Here is a 22,613-nt window from a genome sequence, read left to right on the forward strand (position 1 = left end):
CGCCGTTTGGAGAAGTGAATAGAAGCAAAAGCAGCATTTTACCTTTTCAGGGGTTTTCCCGAAGCGGCGGAGCAAAAAGAAGCTGCAATTGAGCCGCTGCCTCCGTTACAAATTCGTGGGATCGTCACCCTGCCCCCGTTTTTTGCGGCGCAAAAAGGCGGTGGCGCTGGCGCGATTCACCTGAATCCTGCCTGCACTCACGGGCGGAATGACGGCGAAATTGCCGCCCCGCAGCATAGGCGCCTGCCATTCACCCACGGGAAAACACGCACTACCTTGCGCCATTCATGCAGGTAGGATGCTGCAAGTTCGCATCGCAAGGGTGGACTGGATGGCGTTGGCCGCCTCCCATAAGGAAAGGTCAACGCTGTTTGTCCGCGTTTTATGTCCAGGCAGTTCGTTATCCATGTCCCGTCCTGACGTTCCCGTTGACCCGCCGTCTTCCCCTGAGCCCATCATCGCAGTCGAACCCGACCCGCCAGTGAAAGTGCCGCTGGCCATCGAGGACGGGCTCGCCGTGGGCGTGCTGGCCACTCTGGCTTTGATCACGCTGGGCAACGTGCTGGTGCGTTACTTCACCGACCAGTCGTTCGCCTGGACTGAAGAGATCTCGGTGTTTCTCTTGATTGTGCTGACCATGGCCGGTGCGAGCAGTGCCTTTGTCAGGAACCACCACATTCGTATCGAAGCCTTCGCCGATGGCGGGACACCCGCGCGCAGACGGGGCCTGGCTATCACCTCGCACACGATCGTTCTGCTGTTTTTCATACTGCTCACCGTGCTGTCCGCCCGTCTGGTGTGGGATGAATATCGGTATGAAGACACCTCCCCCGCCATCGGGGTGCCAACGTGGTGGTATTCAATCTGGTTGCCCGCCATGTCCGCGGCAATCACGTTGCGTACGTTGGGCATCCTGCGCCGTCTGCTGCGAGGCGCTGTGCAATGATCGCTGCGCTGCTGTTCGTCGTTTTCGCTATCTTGATGATTATCGGCGTGCCGGTGGGCGTGGCATTGGGAATCGCGGGCACGCTGGCCATCGCGCTGTCTAACCTGGACGTGGCTTGGTTCGGCCTGCTGGCCGTGCCGCAGAATTTTTATGCAGGCCTGGCGAAATACCCGCTTTTAGCGATTCCGATGTTTGTTCTGGTCGGCTCGATCTTTGATCGCTCTGGCGTGGCGCGGCGGCTGGTGGACTTAGCCATCGCCATCGTAGGCCGAGGATCGGGCATGCTGCCACTGATCGCGATCGCCGTGGCGATGTTCTTGGGTGGGATTTCCGGTTCGGGACCGGCGTGCGCGGCTGCAGTGGGCGCGGTCATGATCGCCGCCATGTCGCGTGCGGGCTATCCGGCGTCGTTTTCCGCCTCGGTCGTCGCGGCGGGCGCGGCGACGGATATTCTGATTCCACCGTCTATCGCCTTCATTATTTATTCGGTCCTGGTGCCCGGGGCGTCCGTCCCCGCCCTGTTTGCCGCTGGCATGGTGCCGGGGCTGCTGGCGGGGATCGCGCTGATCGTGCCCGCGGTGTGGCTTTCGCGTAAGTACAAACTTGGCATTCATGAATCCCATCTGCCTCGCCCGCCTTTCTGGGCGAGCCTGCGCGAGGCGGTGTGGGGGCTGGCCGCGCCGGTGCTGATTCTGGGCGGCATGCGGCTGGGCTGGTTCACACCCACCGAGGCCGCCGTGGTCGCCGTGTTCTACGGGCTGTTTGTCGGCATGTTTATTCATCGCACGATACGCGTGCGGGATCTTTATACGATCCTGCGCGAGGCGGCGGAACTGTCGGCCGTCATCATGATGGTGGTGGCGTTGGCGGGCATATTCGCGTGGGCCTTGTCGACGCTGAGCATCATCGACCCGATCACGCATGCCATCGTCAACTCTGGCTTGGGCGAATGGGGTGTGATGTCGTTATTGGTACTGCTTCTGATGGTGATGGGCATGTTCCTCGACGGCATCTCGATATTCCTGATTTTTGTACCGCTTCTGATGCCGATAGCCGATGCGTATGGCTGGAACACGGTATGGTTCGGTGTCATTCTGACCCTGATGGTCGCACTCGGTCAGTTCACGCCACCCTTGGCAGTCAACTTGATGGTGTCCTGCCGCATTGCGCGCGTGCCCATGGAATCGACGACGCGATGGGTGCTATGGCTGCTGGCGGCCATGTTCGTGGTGTTGGTAGCGGTGATCGTGTTTCCGCAGCTCGCGTTATGGCTGCCGCATCAATTGGGGTACTAGCCAGGAGGCGCAGTTGGCGTTCCAATAACGCACAGATTAGACAAACATAAGGAGACAAACCGATGAAACTACACAAGCTATTTTGCGCTGCTCTCGTTGCGGCAACGGCGTTTGCCTTAGCGCCAGCACAGGCGCGCGATTACAAGCCCGAGTACAAGCTGTCCATCGTCGTCGGCACCACATTCCCTTGGGGCCAGGGCGCGGTGATCTGGTCGGATCTGGTTCGCGAGCGGACCAACGGCCGCATCAATATCAAGGTCTACCCCGGCACCTCTTTGGTCCAGGGCGATCAGACGCGCGAGTTCACCGCGATCCGGCAAGGGGTCATCGACATGGCCGTCGGCTCGACCATCAACTGGTCCCCGCAGGTAAAGCAGCTAAACCTGTTCTCCCTGCCCTTCTTGATGCCCGATTACGCGGCCATCGACGCATTGGTGCAAGGCGAAGTCGGCAAAGAACTGTTCAAGGTGATCGAGAAAGCCGGCGTCGTGCCGCTGGCCTGGGGCGAGAACGGCTATCGCCAGCTCAGCAATTCGCGCCGGGTCATCTCCAAACCCGAGGACATGAAGGGCATGAAGCTGCGCGTGGTCGGCTCGCCGCTTTTCATCGACACGTTCACCGCCCTGGGCGCCAACCCCACGCAAATGAGCTGGGCCGATGCGCAGCCGGCCCTGGCCAGCGGCGCGGTCGATGGTCAGGAGAATCCCCTATCGATTTATACCGGTGCAAAGCTATACGATGTGGCCCAGAAATACCTGACGCTCTGGAACTATGTCGCCGACCCACTGGTATTCGTGGTCAATCGCGAGGTCTGGGAGTCCTGGTCGGAAGAAGATCGCAAAATCGTGCGCGAAGCCGCACTGGAAGCCGCAAAAAAGGAAATCGCTATCGCCCGTAAAGGGGTAACGCCGGAAGATCCCTCCTTGCTCAAGGAGATCGAGAGCCATGGCGTCACCATCACCACGCTTAACGAAGATCAACACAAGGCGTTTGTCGAGGCCACCAAACCCGTCTACGAAAAGTGGAAGCCTCGCGTGGGCAACGAACTGGTCGACCTGGCCGAGAAATCGATCGCGGCACGCAACAAATAAGCAGTAACCCAAGGGGATCGGCGGTCACACCGCCTGGGGAGGCAAGTACGCAAGTGTTTGCATCCGGCACGGACGCCATCAGGCGTCCGTGTTTTTTTCAGCCTTCAAGCTTGATGTTGCCGGCCTGAATGATGTCACGCCACTTGGCGATCTCTGCAGCGATGAGCCGCGAGAAATCCTCGCCGCCCGTCGACACGTTTTCAGAGCCAAACGAAGCAATGACGGAACGCACAGACGGCACGCTCGCCGCTTGCATGGTCGCCTCGGTCAAGCGCTTGGTGATCTGCGGATCGATGTTGGCGGGCGCCAACAGACCATACCATCCCCGCGCCTCGAAGCCATCCACGCCCGATTCGGCCACCGTGGGCACATCCGGTAGCTGCACGGTCCGGCGCGCGCTCGAGACGGCCAGCGCCTTCATCTTTCCACTTTGCAGATGCGGCTGCACAAGCGCGAGATTTTCGAACGAATACAACACCTCGCCGCCAATCACCGCGACCACGGCGGGCGCCCCACCTTTGTACGCAACATGCGTGGCATGACCACCGGTTCGCTGCTTTAACAATTCGCCGGCCAGGTGCTGCGGTGTGCCTGTTCCCGCCGAACCATAAAAGGGCGGATTCTTGGCGTCTTGCATCCGGCTCATCAGCTGATCAAACGAATTGATGCCCGATTGGCTGCCGGTGACCAACACCAGCGGCGTCGCGGCGATCAGCGAGATCGGGGTGAAATCACGGGTGGAGTCGTAAGTCAGATTTTTCTGCAGCGAGACATTGATTGCCAAAGGGCCGCTCGCGCCTAACAGCAGCGTATAGGGATCGCCCGAGGCCCGCGCCACGAACGCGGTACCGATATTGCCACCGGCCCCGGGCTTGTCCTCCACAATAATGGGTTGCCCCAGCGTTTTACTGATTTCCGCCCCGACCAACCGCGCCAGAATATCCACGATCCCGCCTGGCGGGTATGGGTTGATGATGCGCAGTGGCTGGCTCGGCCAATTAGTCGCGGCGGCACTCGCCTCCGCTGCCCACGCTCGCATAGAGTGTGTTGCGCCGAGCGCACCCGCCATGGCGGTCGCGACACCGCCTAGAAATTCACGTCTTTTCATATATTTGTCCCCCTCCAACCGGCCAACATCATGCCCTCGATCCGGCTCAAGCCGGTTGCAAGGCAAAAGTCAGCGTCGTGCCTTTCACAATAATGCCGCCGCGCTCACCCGGCGTCAGCGAGCCATAGCGCGCCGCGAACGACGGCGGCAAGGCACGCGCTTCCTTGGGCGCTAACCATAGGCGCAGCAAATGACGTTTGCGCTCCGGCTCGGGCCAATCTTCGAAATCGGTGCGCGAGTGCAGGATTTGATGGTTATGCAGGAACTGTATGTCGCCGGGCAGGAACTCCATTTGCAGACAGAACTGCGGATCGTTGGCCAGCTCGTCGAGCATGGCGAGCGCCTCGATCTCCCGCTCGGTCAGACGACGCGCCTGTGGGAAGTTTTTCTGTGCACTGCGGATGTATTGGCCCACATAGATAGTGGTGAGCTGTCCGTCGAACCAGTTGAACACCGGCACATCGAACCAGGGTTTTTGCCCGTCGGGGACTTCGCCGCGACGATCCGTGGGAAACGCATGGAACAGCTCCGCCGCGAGGTCGGGCCGGCGTTCCATCATGGCGTTGTAGATCGAATAGGAACTGACGATACGACTCTCGCCGCCAGACTTGGAAGTTTTCAAACACATCAGACCGACGATGTCGCACGAGTCGGTGTGATATTCCAGCTGCCGGTTCGTCTGATAGTAACGAGTCGCCGGCTGATTGATGTCGGCACCCGTATCACGAACATGGCCCAGCAAATGCCCGGCTGCATTTTGCGAGCGGAAACTGCCGAACCAAGAACCAATCCCGAGGTACGCGATGGCCGCCTGCTCGGTCGTATAGCGCTCAACCGGAAAGCCGCGTAGCAACACAAACCCCCGGCCGTTGAGCACCTCTTGCAGCATATCCTTCAGACGCGGTCCGAGCGTGGGTAGCAGAAAGGTCTCTGGCGAAATATCAGCGAAGGTTCGGCCGGAGGTGAGGTGGTGCCGGATGGCGGCATCGATCTCCTCGATTTCGGTGGGCGTCAGGACTTCAATCCATCGGGTGTCCCGCGCCATTTCCGCACCCAGCCAAGCACCGGGGCTGGTCAGGCGCGCGGGCGGCAGATCTTCCTGCACGTTGGCAAGCTGTTGCATCGTGGTCTCCTTCACTCAAGCATCTTGTGGCATTGCTAAAACGTGGCTATAAGTCTACTGAGCGACCCGGATCGCTCCAAACGAATAATATTTATTAACTTATCGCTTCATTCAATAGATGAGTTCCGCCAACATCACGCTCAAGCAGTTGCGCGCCTTCACCGCCGTTGCCCGCGAAGGCAGCTTCACACGCGCCTCTGAAAAGCTGCACGTGACACAGTCCACGCTCACCACATCGATCAAGATTCTGGAGAGCGAGATCGGTGTGCGTCTCTTTGATCGTTCGACGCGCGCGGTGCTGTTGACGGCTCAGGGCACGCAGTTCTTGCCAGCGGCCGAGCGCATGCTGCGTGATCTGACCGAGTCGCTCGAAGAACTGCGCCTGACGGTCACGCGACAGCGCGGCTCGGCCGTGGTCGCGGCGGCGGCTTCGTTCATCAACTATGTGATGTCACCCGCAGTGATGGAGATGGCCTCGCGGTATCCGGGCATCAGCGTACGGATGCGCGAGGAAACCACGGAAGGCGTCTGTCGGCTCGTACTAGGGGGTGATGCGGATTTTGGCGTAACGACGCTGTTCCAGACCGTACCCGAGCTCGACAGCACACTGATACTGACGGACGACTATGGCGCGGTCTATCACAGCGGCCACGCACTCGCTCAGGAAGACTCGCCCATGCCCTGGAGTCGTCTGGCCTCGCACACCATGGTGGCCCTGCATCCCTCTAACGGGATACGGGCGCTGGTCGATCTACATCCTCGCATCGCCACGCGGTATAAGAAACCCGCTTATGAAGTGGGATCGATGTCCACGCTTTTGCCATTGCTGCAACGCGGACTTGGTTACGCCGCCCTACCAGCGCTGGCTGCGGCGCCGCTAGTGACAGCGGGCTTGAAATTCAAGCCCCTACGTCAACCGGTATTGCGCAGGAACCTGTACATAGTGAAAAAACGCGGCCGAGCCCTGTCGCCTTCGGCCTATGCAATGCTCGAAGCCATGACACGCGCGGTCCAGCGTATCGATGTACACGCCCAAGTTGATGTGGCGTTTAACGAAGCCAGGATGCGGGAATTCGCGGGATAGCGGTGCTGCTTGGACCAAAGCGCTAGTCTGGGTAGCGAACCTCGAGAATATCGAGTTCCTGCACACCGCCAGGCGTGCGCAACACGACTGTGTCGCCCTCGCGCGCTTTGATCAACGCGCGCGCAACGGGCGAAATCCAGCTGATCTTGCCCGCCAGCGGCTCGGCTTCGTCCACGCCGACGATGGTGACGGTTTGCTCCTCGCCGTTCTGATCGGCGTAGGTCACCGTAGCGCCAAAGAAAACTTGATCACGATTAGGCTGGGCGGCGGGATCGACAACCTCGGCAATGTCCAGGCGTTTCGTGAGGAATCGCATGCGCCGGTCGATTTCGCGCAGGCGCTTCTTGCCGTACAGATAGTCGCCGTTTTCCGAACGGTCGCCGTTTGATGCCGCCCAGGATACGACTTGCACCACAGAAGGACGCTCGACGTTCATCAGATGCGCCAACTCATCGCGCAAACGGGCATAGCCCTCGGGCGTCATATAGTTGCGTGTACCCGTGGGCAGCGCCTGCGCTTCGGGCAATTCCTCGTCGTCGTCGCGATCGGACTCTTTAACAAAAGCCTTGTTCATTCGTCGCCTAGAACCAATCGTGCCACACGGGCTTTAAGTCATCGGGCAAGGGTGGCAAGGCGCCAAGATCCGCCTTGCTCTCCGTTGGACTATGGAAGTCGGATCCACGCGAGGCCAGAAACCCATAACGCCGTGCCACGCCGGCATAGTGGCGCGCTTCATCCGGGGTGTGGCTACCGGTCACGACCTCGATGCCTTCCCCGCCTAGTTGAAGGAATTCATCGAATAACGCCTGAAACTGCAGGATGGAGTATTTATATCGCCCCGGATGCGCGATCACCGCGCGGCCGCCCGCGCCTCTGATCCAGCCTACCGCGTCAGAGAGCGTCGCCCATTGCATCGGCACATGCCCCGGGCAGTCGTCACCGAGGAATTTGTTGAATACGGTTTGCACGTCGGGACAATAGCCGGCCTGAACCAGATAGCGCGCGAAATGGGTGCGACTGACAAGCTCCGGGTTTCCAGCCAGCGGAATTGCGCCTTCGTAGGCGCCGGGCATGCCCATTTCCGCCAGTCGATCACCCATCCGGCGGGCGCGTTCGGCGCGCCCCGCGCGCGTGCGCCGCAAGCCGTTAACCAACGTGGCGTTGCTGGCATCGAACCCCAGGCCGACAATGTGCACGGTCTGGCCGCACCAAGTCACGGATATCTCGCTGCCCGTAACGAACCGCATACCCAGTTCCCGCGCGGTGGCTTGCGCCTCGGCCAGACCGCCCACTTCGTCATGGTCGGTCAATGCCCACACATCCACCCCATTCGCATGTGCGCGCCGCGCCACTTCCGCTGGCGGCATAATGCCGTCAGACACCGTGGAATGGCAATGCAGGTCGATATTCAAGGCGGTAGGATCCATAGCGGGTATTGTACGGCTGCACACCGGGCCGACAAGCGCTAAGCGACGAGCCGCCATAAACACAGCCGTGCCTCGCACCCAAGCGAGCCTGCGGCATCAATATTGACGCGCCACGATAAACACGCGCCTGCCCGCCTCGGGCGCGGCGCGCATCCTGATAATTGGTGGCGACTGCCGGCGTTTGTACTCGCTGCGCGCGATGAGCTGCTCAACTTTCTGCAATGTGGCTCGGCCGTTCTCAGTCAGGTGTAAATCGTCAACTGTACCTTGAGCCGCCTCGCGCTCCTCGGGCTCGAGAAACGGACCTTCGACGCGCACTTTCAGAATGTCATCCAACACCTCGTACGGCGGTAAAGCGTCGGAATCCTTCTGCCCCGGCGCCAGCTCGGCCGATGGCGGCTTGTCGATGATGGCGTTCGGTATCAGCTCGCGCCCGGCCGTGTCGTTGATATGTCGCGACAACGCAAAAACCTCGGTCTTGTACAGATCGCCAATCAATCCCAAACCACCATTGGTGTCGCCATAAAGGGTGCAATAACCCACCGACGCCTCTGATTTGTTACCCGTGGTCAATAGCAAAGGCCCATACTGGTTTGAGTACGTCATCAACAACGTGCCGCGCACCCGGGCTTGCAGGTTTTCCAAAGCCAGACCACTGGGCGCCTCCTGCACGTCGCTCTGCTCCATCGAGGAGGAAAACTGCGAGACGATGTCGCGGATCGGGACCTGATATAGCGTCACACCGAGATTGCCGCACAGCGTCACCGAATCCGACACACTGCCTTCGCTGGAATAAACGGAGGGCATGGTAATGGCGACGACGTTTTCCGCGCCCAGCGCCTCGGCGGCCAAAGCGATCGTGAGTGCCGAATCAATGCCGCCGGACGAACCAACCAGGGCCTTTTTAAATCCACAGCGGCGTGCATAATCGCGCAGGCCCACGACAGCCTGACGTCGGTAGAACTCCATCAATGGCAAGCCTTCGGGGTCTATCGGCGCGAGCGCCTCGCCTTGCCCGTCAACAAACCGCGGCGGATCCAGTTCGAACCGCAAGGTCGGCGCATCTGGCTCGAACCGTTTGGCTTCGAATAGCACGGTGCCTTCTGCATCGACCGCAAACGACCCGCCATCGAACACAATATGATCCTGCCCGCCGACCTGCGCCACGCAGACCATGGACAGGTGATAGCGCGTGCAGACCTCGGCAATACGCTGGTGACGGTTGCGACGCGCGCCTTTGCTACTTGGGCTTGCCTGCAGCGACACAACCAGATCCGGCGAGGCATCAGCCAGTCGTCGCAGCGGCGCTGTCGGGCAATCCGAGCCCCCGTCGCACCACGCGTCCGCGCCAATCAGAAAACCCACGGTGGCATCGCGAATACGCAGTACTTTCACGCTTTCGCCGCCTGCGCTGAAGTGCCGATGCTCATCAAAGACGCCATCACCAGACAGCGACTGCTTGCTCTGAGTCAAGACGACCACCCCGTTGAGCAAGACCTGCACACCGTTATAAAACGATCCGCTCGCGCCACCCTCCTTGCGCAAAGGCTGGCCGACTACCCAGTAAACATCGGGAGTTTTCCGGCTGGCTTCGCACAAAAGCGCACGCGCGTCGTTCAAACGCTCGGCGAACAAGGGATCGGCCAACAGGTCGCCCGGCGTATACCCGGTGAGTGCCAGCTCCGGAAACACCACCATGTCCACGCCCTCAGCCTGCGCTTCGGCGGCGACGGCTGACATCAAGGCAATATTGCCTTCCATGTCGCCGATGGTGGGGTTGATCTGACCAAGCTTGATTGAAAGGGGGTTTCGCATAGAGAACCTTCGAAGCATTCAAATAGGCGTTGCCCGAAGTGGGTCATTACTATGACCACCTGCTCCTGGCGCGCGATGCGCGAACCCCAGCATCTATCGTTCCCATCACCCTGGACCCGGGCGGGATCATGGGTGAGTCGGCTCGCGCTCCAACAAAAATCCCACCACGGGATCGAGCTGCGCCGCATCCATCAGAGTGGGCGCATGACCGACCAGCGGGACAGTCACAAGACGCGCCCGAGGATTTCGCCGCAGCATTTCCGACGCGGTCGCCGTCGACAACAAGTCCGAGGTCTCACCGCGCACGATCAGCACCGGACAATCGAGCGAGTCGTAGGCATTCCATAACATCTGCTCGCCCGTGGAATAGACTTCCGCAGCCTGGGCGGCCAGCGGCAAGGCGAGATTCAGATCGTAGTGCTTGACCCATTTCCCATCGCGCTCTACGTAGGTTCGGCGGGTAAAGCGTTCCCACTGTTCATCTGTCATGGGACCGAACGGCGCCGCTGTCTGGCGCACCGACCGGATAGCCTCGTCCAACGAATTGAATTCCCCCGTTTGACCGACATACTGACCGATACGACCGAGCGCCAGGGGGTCCAATCTAGGCCCGACATCATTGAGCACCATGCTATCGAAACGGATCTGCGCATCAGGTGGCAAGCCCCCCACGCGAGGCTGCATGACCGAGCTCATGCGCGCCCAGTTCGCCACGCCAGCCAAGGACAAACCTATGAGTCCGCCCATCGAGGTACCCACCCACGACAGAGACGCTGGCCGCAGTCGCGCGATCAATGTCACCATATCCGCGACATATTGCGGCACGCTGTACAAAGTGGGCGTCGTCAGCCAATCCGAGCGGCCACGCCCGACCACATCCGGACACACCACTCGGAATTCACCGGCCAAACGCTGCGCGAGCTCATCGAAATCCCGCCCGTGCCGCGTCAAACCATGCACGCAGATGAGCACGCGATCATTGTCGGGGTCTCCCCATTCGGTATAGGCCATGCGATGCAGCCCGGCAGGACTGGCGCACGTGACGTAATCGAATCGCGGCGTGAACATGCGTGCTCCTGGGTGACAGAAACAGGCATCTTATCTCAAGGCCGAGGCGGCGACAGCAGGTGTTTCCCGATGCCAATAACGGCGCGCGGACTGAGCATATGACTGCACGTCCAGGCCACCCGCATAAGATTGCACGATCATGGCGCCATGATGATCGGTACGCCAAAACTGCGCGCCCGCCTCGGTCCAACGTGTTTGTACCGCGGGCGTGGGATGGTTAAACCGATTCATGTACCCCGCTTGAGCAATGACATGCTGTGCTTGCACCGTGCGCACCAACGCGGCGCTCGATGAAGTCTTCGACCCATGATGCGGAGCAAGGACGATATGAACTTGTGGCAAGGCGGCGATCAGACGGCGTTCCTGCGCAACGCCGATATCTCCGGGTAGCAGTGCGGTATGCGCTCTACCCTGGATGAGCAGTACACAACTACTCGCGTTACCCGGTTCATCGCTAGCCTGCCCCGACGCCGGATGCAGGAAGCGAAACTGCACATCATCGGCTGTCCACGTCAAACCTGCATAGCAGCGATCCATCGAATTAGGCAACCGTTCTTCGCTCGTCAGCGCGGCGTTGCTGTCGTTGCGACCTCGTTTACGCAGGAATTTCGACAGATCGAAGGAGGTATACGCACGATCGACCGGCATCGCCGCGAGCACACTGGCCAAACCGCCCGAATGATCCATGTCGGCATGCGAAACGATCAGGCCATCAATGTGTCGATGGCCTCTGGCACGTAGATACGGGACCACCACGCGCTCACCGGCATCCGTGCCTTGACGCGAGCTCGGGCCAGTATCAAAGAGCCAAACCTGTGTCGCCGTCTCCACCACAATAGCGCCTCCCTGCCCCACATCCAACGCCGTCAACGTCCAATAACCCGGCGCTGGACGGTCGGGCTTAGACAAGAGCATGGGCAGCATCAGCAGCCATCCCGCCCATCGCAATGGCAGACCCGCCGGCTGCACCGCCCAAACGACACCGCAAACCGCCAGGACTACCCACGGCAACGGCGCCGCTGCCACGTCCAGCACCGCCCATGAAGCATCGCTCATCCAGCGTACCGGGCCCATCATCGCCTCGAACACGGCATGCCCCATGACGCCGGTGACTTCGGCCAACCAATGCAATCCTGGCACGGCGCTCAACATTGCGCATGCCAAGGCGAGCGGCGTCACCACGAAGCTGACAATCGGTATCGCATACACGTTAACCAACGGCGAGACGATCGATACCTGATTCATCAGGAAAGCAAGCAAGGGAACCAAGCCTAATGTGATCGCCATCTGCACCATACCGAACTCACGCAGCATGGCTCGCAGACGTGTGCGCCAACCGTCGGTTTTCAGCGACCCGCTTTGCTCCACTGACACGGCCAGACGAAGCAAGATCGCCACCGCGCCGAACGATAACCAAAACCCTGGCGCGAGGGGCGCCCAAGGATCCATCAATGCAATCGACGCCCCAGCCACCGCCAGGATGCGCGAGGGCGACAAAGGCAGGCGTGCCATCGCCGCCAATGCTACGACGGCCAGCATGAAGAATGTTCGCCTCGCCGGCACACCCCATCCCGCCAACAGGCAATAAAGCAGTGCCACCCATAGCGCGATGGCCGCGCCCACCACTTGCGCCGGCAAATACTCGGCCAGCCGTACCCCGCGCCAGCTCGCGCGCCGCCAGAACATCATCGCCAACACGCTTCCCATTGCTGCGATTAAGGTGACATGCATGCCGCTGATCGACACCAGATGCGTAATGCCACTGCGATTGAATATTTGCCAGTCGCCTCGCTCCACCGCTGCCTGATCTCCCAACGCCAACGCAATCATCACGGGCGCATATCGACGTTCGCCCAAGGCTCGGCGCATGCCGTCGCGCAGCCAATGACGGATCCGCTCTATCAATATGCCGGGGCTATGGAATGGTTCGTCCGCCAACAGGACCGGGACGCCTCGCACAGTCGCTGTCGCCAGGATGCCCGAGGCGAACATGCGCCCTTCCGCGTCGAAGCCATAAGGATTGCGCAGCCCGTGCGGTTGACGAAGCACCAGTGCCATACGCCACAGCTGGCCAGGCTTCAGTTGAGTCGCGGGCTTATCGCCCACGACATCCCAGCTCACGGAGATACGCGCGGGTATGCCGTCGGGTCGAGGTTCGCTCACATCAGCCGCGAATCGGTAATGCCCTTCGTCGCCCTGGGGTAGATCCGCGATACGCACGACCAGACGGCTTACCACATCGTGATGGGTCCAGGCGAGCCGGTCGCCCATGCGGATTTGCGCGCGCCAGATCGCTGTGCCTAAGCCGAGGCCTAACCCTAAAACGACTGCCACCAGGCTGAGAGCGACCGTTCTTAAACAACGTCCTCGTCGTTTCGAACCTGCGGGTAAGGAAAATGGATTTGAGATCCGCGACGCCGCGTACAGGAGGGGGATTGCCGCCGCCAGTGCCGACACACCGGCGCCAATCCAACGCGAAGCCGGCAACGCGGAGAGACATTGCGCTGCAGCGGCGCCCGCGACAACGCCCAGCAGAAACAAGCGACCAATAATGGTTGACTCCCCAAATGGTCAAGCATAGGAGTCCCCCTCGTCCCTCGGAAGAGCAAGTGAACGAAAATATCCATGCGGATATTTCCCTAGGGCTTGAGATCAATCGCCCCGCATTTCGGGAAACAACGCGATGAAATCCAACAATTTCTCGCCCAAGAGATTGACATGCTCCGTCATCATCCGGTCCGCCAGATCTTCGTCACCGTCGACGATAGCCTGCAGCACTGCCGCGTGCTCTGTGAGCGAGTCAACGCGCCGGCGTCGGCGCTGCGTGACCAGTTTGCGATACGGCGCGACGCGATTACGCAGGCCCCGCGTCTGTTCGGCCAGGAACTCGTTCTGGCTGGCTTCGTAGATGACTTCATGGAAATCGCGATTGATCTCGTAAAACAGATCCACATCGTCACCGTCCGCAATCGCCTCCAGACGCGCATGGGCATCGCGCATTCGGGCAATCTGCGCGCCGGTCGCGCGGCGAGCCGCCAGCCGCGCGCACAGTCCTTCTAGTTCCGCCATGACCTGGAACATCTCGATCAGCTTGCGCGCCGACAGCGCCGACACCTCGGCGGGCTGGCGCGCCCGGACGGTGATAAGCGAAGCCGCAGCCAGCTGGCGGAACGCCTCTCGCACAGGGGTTCGCGAGCACTTGAAGCGCGCGGCGATTTCTTCCTCTTCGAGGCGAGTGCCCGGGGCGAGTACGCCTGACAAGATTTCTTGTTCGAGCGTCTGCTGAATGGTCTCGGCGTACGTTGCGGCTTCTTGCACTGAGCGGACTCCATGATCGAGAGGCGTGATTCTAACGCTAAGCGCGCAAACTCCGGTTATTTGTATACGTTTTAACCAGTTTATGTATACCTTAAGTCATAACTCCAGTGGGCCACTAATGCTCCGTCGCCGTGCACATAGGCACCCACAGCAGGCCCGAATGCCCACTTTTAGGGCATGCACCAAAAACGAGATAGGTGTAATCCCGAGCTACAAGCAAAAACATGAAGTCCCTATCATGTATACACAAACAAGATTTTTGTATTTCGAATAGGATTTCCACAATGGATTTGCAACTCAAGGGGAAGAAAGTCCTCATCACCGGGGCATCGCAAGGGATCGGCGAAGGGTTGGCCTACGCCTTTGCCGAAGAAGGGTGCGACCTACATCTCACTGCACGGTCCGAAGAAAAGCTGGAAACACTACAGCGCCAAATTTCGGAACAGCATGCGGTCGCGGTGACCACAACGGCCATCGACATGACTACATCAGGGGCGTGTGAACGCATCGTGGACGAGGCCGGTGATATTGATGTGCTGGTGAACAATGCTGGCGTCATCCCCAGCGGCACGATTTTCGACCTCGATGCGCAAAAATGGCGCGACGGCTGGGCGTTGAAGGGTTTCGGCTACGCCGACATGATCCGCCTGGTGTACCCACGCATGAAACGCCGTGGCGGCGGAGTCATTCTTAATAATATCGGCAATGGCGGCGAGGTATGCGACCCCAATTACATCGCAGGTGCGGCCGGCAACGCATCCCTGATGGCGATGACTCGCGCGCTGGGCGGTTCCAGTCTCGACGACAACATACGCGTGGTCGGTGTCAATCCGGGTCCGGTGGATACGACCCGGATCTACAACATGCTGAAAAAATTCGCCGAGAACCGGCTTGGCGATGCCGGACGCTATGAGGAACTGCTGGAACGCTACCCGCTGGGCCGTCCCGCCAAAGTCCATGAAATCACGGACTTATTCCTGTTCCTGGCGTCGTTTCGCTCTGGCTACACCTCCGGCACCATTTTCACGGTGGATGGCGGTATCGCCTCGCGCCGCGCCGTCGTCTGACCGCCCTATCACTCCGTGAACGAGACCATGAAGAACTTCGAAATCCGTAATCAGTATTTCGACCGCCTATGCAACACATCGGGACTGATGTGGCTAGGCCAGAACACCAATCATTATGCTCCCCACGAATCGGTGCGCGAGGCAGTCATTCAAGCGATGGACAATGGCGAATACCACGCGTATGCGCCGCCTGCGGGCTTTGAAGAGCTGCGTCAATTGATCCGTGAAGACATGGGCACGCCCGACGCCGCCGTCCTGGTCACCGACGGCGCGGTCGAAGCTCTCTACAACGTCTGCAGCAATATCTGCGCGCCCGACACCGACTTCATCACCACCGATCCAAGTTGGGCGTGGCCGGTGCATTTTGCGCGCAAAGCCGGCGCGAACATCATAGAGCTGCCCATTTACAACGCCGAACAGCACTACAAACTCACGGCCGAGCAGTTGCGCGCCGCCGTGACCGAGAAAACGCGCGTGATTTATCTGGTCGACCCGAACAACCCTTTGGGCACCTGCCACACCGCCGACGAGATCGAGGCCTTTACCGACATCGCGCGCTCGGTCGGCGCCTATCTGATTCACGACGCCACCTACAGCAGTTTTGCCGAACGCTTCACTCCCGCCTATCGCTTCTATCCCGAAAAATCGATCCAGATTTACAGCTTTTCTAAATGGCTGGGTTTGGCTGGCATGCGGCTGGGCGCAGTGCTGGCGCATGAAGACCTGGTGGAACGATTCGCCAGTGCGCCGCCGAACAATCTTGGCAGCAACGTACTGTCGCAGCGCGCCGCCATCGCAGGGTTAAAGACCAAGGCGCAATGGTTTCCTGAAATCTGGCAGCGGCAGCGCCGCAACCAGGAAGTCGTGGCCCAAGCCGTCGCCCGCGTACCCGGCCTGGTTCTACCGGTCTATCCGTCGCAAGCAAACCTGTTGATCATCGAGACCGTCGATGCGGGCATCACGCCCGAAGCGTTGGTGGCTGCCTATCAAACAAAAGGCATCATGATCCGGCAAGGCGCCTATCACACCAAACGATTCGGTCATCGCTTCGTCAAGGTCAGTCTGACCGTGCCGGAAGGCTGGGCCGACCGGTTCTGCGAACTGCTGCCCGAGATGGTTCAGTTGGCGCGCACCATCGACGTCCCTCAAAACTTGTTCTGAGCGTAGCCCCATGCCCTATATCAAGACCTCCGACGACATACAGCTCTATTACGAGGAAACAGGAGAAGGCGAGCCGATCATCTTCGTCCACGAATTCGGCGGTGACATGCGTAGCTGGGAGCCGCAGATGCGCTACTTCGCGCGTCGTCATCGCTGCATCGCGTTCAATGCGCGCGGCTATCCCCCATCGGATGTGCCGGACGACCTCGAACGCTATTCGCAGCGCCGCGCCGCGCTAGACGTGGTGGATGTGCTCACCGCGCTGGACATCCCAAAAGCGCACATCGTAGGCCTGTCCATGGGCGGCTTCGCGACGTTGCATGTGGGCCTGATCGCGCCCGACCGTGCACTATCGTTGGTCGTGGCCGGCGCCGGGTATGGCGCGGAAAAGGAACACGAAGCGTACTTTCGCGACGTGTCGCTAGAGGTAGCGGCGCAGTTCGAAAAACAAGGTGCAGAAGCATTCTCCAAGACCTACGCACTGGCCGCTTCGCGCATCGCCTTTCTACTGAAAGATCCGCGCGGCTGGGACGAATTCGCCGAGCATCTTTCGCAGCACTCGGCCAAGGGTGCGGCGATGACCATGCGCGGCGTGCAAGCGCGCCGCCCCTCCCTCTACGATCTGGCTGACGAATTCAAAGCCATGACCGTCCCGACTCTGATCGTAGTGGGAGACGAAGACGACCATTGCCTACAGCCCGGCATATTTCTTAAACAGACGATTCCCGCCTCGGGATTGGCGGTTCTACCAAAAGCGGGCCATACGCTCAACCTGGAAGAACCAGCACTCTTTAACCAGGTCGTCGCCGATTTCCTCGCCTCCGTTAGCCAGAACCGATGGCTGCCCCGAGACCCTCGCGCGCAGCCGTCTCAAATCATGAAGACATCATGAGCGCCCGGGTATCTGACTATGTCTCGATGCAGCGGCTATGGAACCGTCATGAAGCACTCGCGCGTATTGGCGCCACAGCCGCTGGTGGCGTGAATCGTCAGGCCTTGTCTGCTGAGGACATCGACGCATGCCGGCTGCTCATCGATTGGGGAAAATCGCTTGGCATGCAGCCCTCGCGCGATCTCGCAGGCAATGTATTTTTACGCCTGGCCGGACGCGACGATCGCGCTGCGCCGGTGCTATCGGGTTCCCATCTTGACAGCCAACCCAGCGGTGGAAAATACGATGGCGCATATGGCGTCCTGGCCGCACTCGAAGCTTGCGAGGCGATCATCGAATCGGGATGCCAGCCACAGCGAGCCATCGAAGTCGTAGCTTGGATGAACGAAGAAGGCTCCCGTTTTGCGCCAGGGATGATGGGCTCGTCCGTGTTCGCCGGAGCACGCACATTGGACGATATCGGTTCAATCCAAGACCGTGACGGCGTCACGGTAGCCAGCGCTTTGCAAACGGCGCATGACGCGTTCGCGGATATCCCTACACACCCACTGTGCACGCCGGTCCACAGCTACGTCGAAGCCCATATCGAACAAGGCCCATTATTAGAACGACTGGGAACAACCATCGGTGTGGTCAGCGGCATTCAGGGGAAACGGACATTCAAGGTACACATAGATGGTGAAGCCGCGCACGCGGGAACATCGTTGCGTCGCGAGCGCAAGGACGCACTGCTTGCCGCGGTGCGCATTATCGATGCGTTGACCCAGCGCATGCACGATGACCAGGACCTGGTGAAATTCACAGTCGGCCGGCTCGACGTGCATCCGAATGCGCCTTCCGTGGTAGCCAAAAGCGTTGAGTTCTCTATCGATTTGCGTCATCCCGATTCGGAAGCTCTGACGACGTTAGGCGATGCGGTGGCGCAGATTTGCCAGGCGCATGCCGGTCCTTGCTCGGTCAAGGTCGACGAATTGTCCAACGCGATGTCGCTCGAATTTCCGCAGTCGATGAGGCAACGCATACGGTCTGCGGCCGAAACGATAGGCGTGAGCTGGATGGTTATGCTCTCGGCGGCTGGACACGATGCGCGGTATCTGCATCCGATCTGCCCGTCCGCGATGCTCTTCATCCCTTGCCACCAAGGTATTACCCATAACGAAGCTGAATCCATTACCGCGGCCGACGCAGCCGCTGGTGCCCGAGTATTGAGTGAGGTGTTGTTGAGTTTGGCCGATTCTTAATTTTGCATTCAGAAATTCAAGGGGAAAACGATGAATGATGCTGTACTTTCAGCGCCAGTGGCGCTGCCGGTGGATGAGGAAAAACGCCTGTTCAGGAAAATCACCTGGCGCCTGATTCCATTTTTGATGTTTTGCTATGTAGCGGCCTATATTGACCGGGTAAACGTCGGCTTTGCCAAACTGCAGATGCTGGACGAGCTGGGATTCAGCGAAACGGTCTATGGCCTGGGCGCCGGAATCTTCTTTATCGGGTACTTCTTGCTCGAGGTGCCGAGCAACCTGGCGCTGCGTAAAGTCGGCGCGCGCGTCTGGATTGCTCGCATCATGCTCACCTGGGGGGTTATCTCGGCCGCATTCGTGTGGGTGACCACTCCCACACAATATTATGTGCTTCGCTTCTTACTCGGTGCCGCCGAGGCCGGTTTCTATCCAGGCGTTATCTATTACCTCATGTCCTGGTACCCATCGAGAAGACGGTCGCAAATCATTGCGCTATTCATGGTGGCGATCCCTGTGGCCGGCATACTGGGCGGGCCGATATCCGGGTGGATTATCGCCGAGTTCGACAAATTCCACGGCTATTCCGGTTGGCAATGGATGTTCTTTCTAGAAGCCTTGCCGTCAATCGCGCTGGGCGTGGCCACGTTTTTTGTGCTGGACAGCACGCCGGATAAGGCCAAATGGCTCACCGCATCTGAAAAAGCCTATATCGCGAGGGAACTCGAGCCCCCAACGAATCCGCATGCGCGGATGCTGACTTCGGTCGGGCATGTTTTCCGGGACCCGCGCATGCTGCTGCTGTCGTTGATCTATTTCTGCGTCATCATGGGGCAGTACGGCCTGACGTTCTGGATGCCAACATTGATCAAAGCGTCGGGCGTGACGGGCGTGGTCAATATCGGGCTGCTCTCCGCAGTGCCGTATATTTTCGCGATTATCGCTATGCTGGGATTCGGCCGCAGCTCCGATCGCACCGGCGAGCGGCGCTGGCACCTCATCATTCCCATGCTAATGGGAGCGACCGGATATATGGTCGTGGCGATTGCTGGAAACAACATCCCGCTCGCACTGGTGGGACTCTCGCTCGCCGCAGCCGGGGTGATCACCCCGGGCCCGCTATTCTGGGCACTGCCGTCGGCCTTTCTGGTGGGCAGCGCCGCCGCTGCGGGCGTAGCGGCCATCAACGCCTTCGCCGGCCTCGCCGGCTTCGTCAGCCCATACTTCATTGGATGGCTGCGCGATCTGACCCAAAGTTCCACCATCGCCATGTATGTCTCGGCGGCGGTGTTATTGGCCGGCGCCATGATGATTCTGTTGATCCCGGCTAAGGTGGTCAATCGCTGATTGCGCTGACTTAACGGAATGGAAGAGTGGCGCGGAGCGCAATGCCGGGCAATGGCGGTTTCAGACCTACCAAAGCACCGTTAGCGCTCCGCGCTAACCTAAAGGGCTAGCGCTAACTACACTCAAAAATACAATCGCGGTTGTTCCTCGCATTTCAGTCATTTCGGTTGTCCTCGCCTTCGGACCAGCTGAAGTGAAGTCGACAGAATACGGACGCACACCGGTATCAAAGCAGCCAGATAGAGCGCTGGTACGGCCGTGAAAACGAGAATCTGAGTAGCAGACGCAAAAGTGCTGGCGTACAGAAGCACCGGCCGCCTGGACAGCGTCGGCCCAACGTAATCATGGTTGATTACGTCATAGGCAAGTAGAGCGAAAAGGGGGATAAACAGCGCAACCAAAATCGACTTCCACATGGGAATCTTCTTCAGTTCGGCTCGAAGCAGCACTGTCTTAAGGATACTTGGCCGCACAGACCACAACATCCCCCACGCGGTAAGCAGGATGGCCCCAGGAAACAGGTAAAGCACCACCACCTTCATCGGCATCGGCTCCAAACCCGTCATGACCGCGACACGATCCACCATTCGCAGCGCATCAATCCGCTCGGTCCACTCGGCGATCCACGCACTGTCATTGGGCGGATATTCCATCAGCCATGATGCAAAAAACAACGCATAACCGACCAGCATGAAGACAAGCGCGCCGATCAGCAACGGTGCAGCTTGCCGCAAGGTGATCCGCGGCAGCCCATCGTCTGGCGCGAACTGTTTCACCAGCTCTGCCTTAAAATTTTTCCAAAACACGCCGTTCACCCTCATGCCTATGCGGTCTGCCGCCCAAACCGCTCTATCCACAAGATATAGAAACCGCTCGCGCGCCAACACCCCGAGTGAACGAAAACATCCATGAGTAATTACCGCAATGCGCGAGCCACGCGCCTTCACCGCCTCCGCGCTGAACAGTGCCGATTCATCAGTTTCATCACTCTGGCATCGGTCTGTGCGAATTGCGCGAGCAGGCTACGTGGCATCTCGTAGTCCACTTCCAATTCGGCACTGACCTGTCGCAACACGCGCAATCGTTCCGAATTGATATCCGGGTCGTCAATCAAAACGGATAGTCCGTTGGCATCACGTTTCACATAACTGCGATCCACGCGCAAAGGGTGGCGCTGCAGTTCGCAAACGTAGATAGCGAACCCTTCGCTCGTTGTCCCTACCATCCGCGTCGCCGTCGCGGTTTGCGCCGCTCTGGCCAAGCGCGTTGCCATCACGCGCGAGCGCATCGATTCCGGATTCCCAGCGTGAAATACCCTGACGTTCGTCGCGTCTTGCGACCCGTGCTCGGCGGCCGGCAACAGATCCGGAACCGTCAAACTTAAAGTCGTGGGTTCAACCACCCACTTGGCATCAAAACCGCGTGGAAACCGACACGTACGGTCGCCGATATCTATGGGATCATCGTAGCGGATCGCGACGATGGCTTCGTACAACAGCCAGTTCATCAATGCGACACAGATGATGACGAGGGTATAGAAAATCAGCGACCGCCTGCGGCTGAAAGGGGCGTTCCAAGTGATGCGTCTCATATCTGGCCACCATGACTCTATCGGTTGATAGCCGCAGCGTAACGGTGATTACGGTAGAAATACTGACGCAGTGAACGTTTTTGTCCCTTTGAAATTGTTTCAAGCAAAGCGTGAGAGGGACAGTGCAACACCCTAATGCGAACAGGCTCGCAAGGTCTATGCGGCCCGCGTCCAACGCATAAAACTTCGGCGACCTCAGACCGCAAACGAAAATTTCAACTCAAGGCTGACCCGCCGCAGCCAATCGAGGAATGACGCGATACGCGGTGCTCGTCGTCGCTCGAACAACCTCCTGCACATCCACCCCGCGCAGCTCGGCAAGCACGTCTGCAATACGGGGCAACTGATCCGGTGAATTGCGCCGATTCGGCGCATGTAGCCACGCGGGCGGAATATCCGGTGCATCGGTCTCCAAGACCAAGTGCTCCAATCCGATATCCACGGCATGGCGCCGAATCTGCAAAGCGCGCTCGAACGTCATCGCTCCGCCCAGCCCCAACGCAAAACCGCGTTCGACAAACCCCTGCGCCTGTTGCGCGCTGCCGTTAAATGCATGCGCGATGCCACAACGTACGCCGGTGCGACGACGCAGATACTTCAGCACGATATCTTGCGAGCGCCGCACATGCACCAGCACGGGCAAATCGAATTCCGCCGCCAACGCAAGCTGCACGTCGTAAAAATATTCCTGCCGTTCGCGCGCTTGGCCACTCGAAATCTCGGGCACGAAGAAATCCAACCCGATCTCGCCAATCGCGACGAACAGCGGATCGTCCATCGCGGAAATCACGCTCTGCCGCAGGACTTCGAGATCTTCATCGCGGGCGCGCGCAACGAATAAGGGATGAATGCCCAACGCATAGGCGCCACCCTGAATATCGTGTGCCAGTTCGCAAACCGTCGAAAAGTTCGCCACTTCCACGGCCGGAATCACGATGCGCTTTACGCCGGCTGACCAGGCGGCATTCGCCACCTGCTCACGATCGGCATCGAATTCCGAGGCATCGAGATGACAGTGCGTATCGATCAGCATGGCGACCTC

20 protein-coding genes are annotated in these 22,613 nt (G+C 59.5%); 9 read left to right on the forward strand and 11 right to left on the reverse strand.

All coding sequences use genetic code 11. The features are described from left to right. Window positions 1-406: 406 nt before the first annotated feature. From GOQ25_RS06145 to GOQ25_RS06155, 3 genes are all read left to right on the forward strand, one after another. Window positions 407-946 carry a TRAP transporter small permease gene (locus GOQ25_RS06145; protein ID WP_160349577.1) on the forward strand — a complete coding sequence of 180 codons (540 nt, stop codon included), beginning with the start codon at window positions 407-409 and terminating at the stop codon, window positions 944-946. Beyond that, window positions 943-2,241 (forward strand): TRAP transporter large permease, encoded by a 1,299-nt coding sequence (locus tag GOQ25_RS06150; protein ID WP_160349578.1) that lies wholly within the window; start codon window positions 943-945, stop codon window positions 2,239-2,241. The genes GOQ25_RS06145 and GOQ25_RS06150 overlap by 4 nt, the downstream gene beginning before the upstream one ends. 62 nt (window positions 2,242-2,303) lie before the next feature. After that, window positions 2,304-3,332 (forward strand): DctP family TRAP transporter solute-binding subunit, encoded by a 1,029-nt coding sequence (locus GOQ25_RS06155; protein WP_160349579.1) that lies wholly within the window; start codon window positions 2,304-2,306, stop codon window positions 3,330-3,332. Window positions 3,333-3,429: 97 nt separating this feature from the next. Here the strand turns inward: GOQ25_RS06155 and GOQ25_RS06160 are convergent, their stop codons facing one another. Then, entirely contained in the window at window positions 3,430-4,440 is a 1,011-nt protein-coding gene (locus GOQ25_RS06160) for a tripartite tricarboxylate transporter substrate binding protein (RefSeq protein ID WP_160349580.1), read from the reverse strand. Between the two features lie 46 nt (window positions 4,441-4,486). After that, window positions 4,487-5,563, reverse strand: coding sequence for a TauD/TfdA family dioxygenase (locus tag GOQ25_RS06165; RefSeq protein WP_160349581.1), 1,077 nt, complete (start codon window positions 5,561-5,563; stop codon window positions 4,487-4,489). A gap of 118 nt (window positions 5,564-5,681) precedes the next feature. Here GOQ25_RS06165 and GOQ25_RS06170 point away from each other — a divergent pair, with 118 nt between their 5' ends. Then, on the forward strand, window positions 5,682-6,647 hold the full coding sequence (locus tag GOQ25_RS06170) for a LysR family transcriptional regulator (RefSeq protein WP_160349582.1): 966 nt from the start codon (window positions 5,682-5,684) through the stop codon (window positions 6,645-6,647). Window positions 6,648-6,669: 22 nt separating this feature from the next. On the opposite strand, the gene greB is transcribed toward GOQ25_RS06170, so the two are convergent. From greB to GOQ25_RS19760, 6 genes are all read right to left on the reverse strand, one after another. Continuing rightward, window positions 6,670-7,221, reverse strand: coding sequence for a transcription elongation factor GreB (greB, locus tag GOQ25_RS06175; protein WP_160349583.1), 552 nt, complete (start codon window positions 7,219-7,221; stop codon window positions 6,670-6,672). A 7-nt stretch (window positions 7,222-7,228) separates the two neighbouring features. Continuing rightward, complete coding sequence (locus GOQ25_RS06180) at window positions 7,229-8,074, reverse strand: 3',5'-nucleoside bisphosphate phosphatase (protein WP_160349584.1); 846 nt, start codon at window positions 8,072-8,074, stop codon at window positions 7,229-7,231. Window positions 8,075-8,170: 96 nt separating this feature from the next. Beyond that, a complete protein-coding gene (locus tag GOQ25_RS06185) occupies window positions 8,171-9,889 on the reverse strand; it encodes an NAD+ synthase (protein WP_160349585.1) in 1,719 nt (572 codons plus the stop codon). Between the two features lie 126 nt (window positions 9,890-10,015). Beyond that, window positions 10,016-10,957, reverse strand: coding sequence for an alpha/beta fold hydrolase (locus GOQ25_RS06190; protein ID WP_160349586.1), 942 nt, complete (start codon window positions 10,955-10,957; stop codon window positions 10,016-10,018). Window positions 10,958-10,987: 30 nt separating this feature from the next. Continuing rightward, window positions 10,988-13,498: a DNA internalization-related competence protein ComEC/Rec2 gene (locus tag GOQ25_RS06195; RefSeq protein ID WP_370519896.1), complete on the reverse strand. Its 2,511-nt coding sequence runs from the start codon at window positions 13,496-13,498 to the stop codon at window positions 10,988-10,990. Window positions 13,499-13,609: 111 nt separating this feature from the next. After that, complete coding sequence (locus GOQ25_RS19760; RefSeq protein ID WP_160349587.1) at window positions 13,610-14,275, reverse strand: GntR family transcriptional regulator; 666 nt, start codon at window positions 14,273-14,275, stop codon at window positions 13,610-13,612. A gap of 284 nt (window positions 14,276-14,559) precedes the next feature. Between GOQ25_RS19760 and GOQ25_RS06205 the strand changes: the two genes are divergently transcribed. The 5 genes from GOQ25_RS06205 to GOQ25_RS06225 are packed head-to-tail and all read left to right on the forward strand — an operon-like array spanning window position 14,560 to window position 19,980. Then, window positions 14,560-15,342 (forward strand): SDR family oxidoreductase, encoded by a 783-nt coding sequence (locus GOQ25_RS06205; RefSeq protein ID WP_160349588.1) that lies wholly within the window; start codon window positions 14,560-14,562, stop codon window positions 15,340-15,342. Window positions 15,343-15,369: 27 nt separating this feature from the next. Continuing rightward, the gene (locus GOQ25_RS06210; protein WP_160349589.1) at window positions 15,370-16,503 is read left to right on the forward strand and encodes a pyridoxal phosphate-dependent aminotransferase; all 1,134 of its coding nucleotides are present in this window, start codon (window positions 15,370-15,372) and stop codon (window positions 16,501-16,503) included. A 10-nt stretch (window positions 16,504-16,513) separates the two neighbouring features. Continuing rightward, on the forward strand, window positions 16,514-17,395 hold the full coding sequence (locus GOQ25_RS06215) for an alpha/beta fold hydrolase (RefSeq protein ID WP_160349590.1): 882 nt from the start codon (window positions 16,514-16,516) through the stop codon (window positions 17,393-17,395). Further along, the gene (locus tag GOQ25_RS06220) at window positions 17,392-18,636 is read left to right on the forward strand and encodes a M20 family metallo-hydrolase (RefSeq protein ID WP_160349591.1); all 1,245 of its coding nucleotides are present in this window, start codon (window positions 17,392-17,394) and stop codon (window positions 18,634-18,636) included. Before GOQ25_RS06215 ends, GOQ25_RS06220 begins: the two co-directional genes overlap by 4 nt. A 30-nt stretch (window positions 18,637-18,666) precedes the next feature. Beyond that, complete coding sequence (locus GOQ25_RS06225) at window positions 18,667-19,980, forward strand: MFS transporter (RefSeq protein ID WP_160349592.1); 1,314 nt, start codon at window positions 18,667-18,669, stop codon at window positions 19,978-19,980. 158 nt (window positions 19,981-20,138) lie between these two features. Here GOQ25_RS06225 and GOQ25_RS06230 read toward each other — a convergent pair whose 3' ends face one another. The 3 genes from GOQ25_RS06230 to GOQ25_RS06240 all read right to left on the reverse strand — a co-directional run bounded on the left by GOQ25_RS06230 (window position 20,139) and on the right by GOQ25_RS06240 (window position 22,604). Next, a complete protein-coding gene (locus tag GOQ25_RS06230; protein ID WP_160349593.1) occupies window positions 20,139-20,795 on the reverse strand; it encodes a hypothetical protein in 657 nt (218 codons plus the stop codon). 128 nt (window positions 20,796-20,923) lie between these two features. Continuing rightward, on the reverse strand, window positions 20,924-21,571 hold the full coding sequence (locus tag GOQ25_RS06235; protein ID WP_160349594.1) for a hypothetical protein: 648 nt from the start codon (window positions 21,569-21,571) through the stop codon (window positions 20,924-20,926). Window positions 21,572-21,791: 220 nt separating this feature from the next. Continuing rightward, window positions 21,792-22,604, reverse strand: coding sequence for a TatD family hydrolase (locus GOQ25_RS06240; RefSeq protein WP_160349595.1), 813 nt, complete (start codon window positions 22,602-22,604; stop codon window positions 21,792-21,794). Window positions 22,605-22,613 lie beyond the last annotated feature (9 nt).

The sequence above is a fragment of the Bordetella sp. 15P40C-2 genome (assembly GCF_009763235.1).
In the GTDB taxonomy this organism is placed as follows: Bacteria; Pseudomonadota; Gammaproteobacteria; order Burkholderiales; family Burkholderiaceae_B; genus Bordetella_A.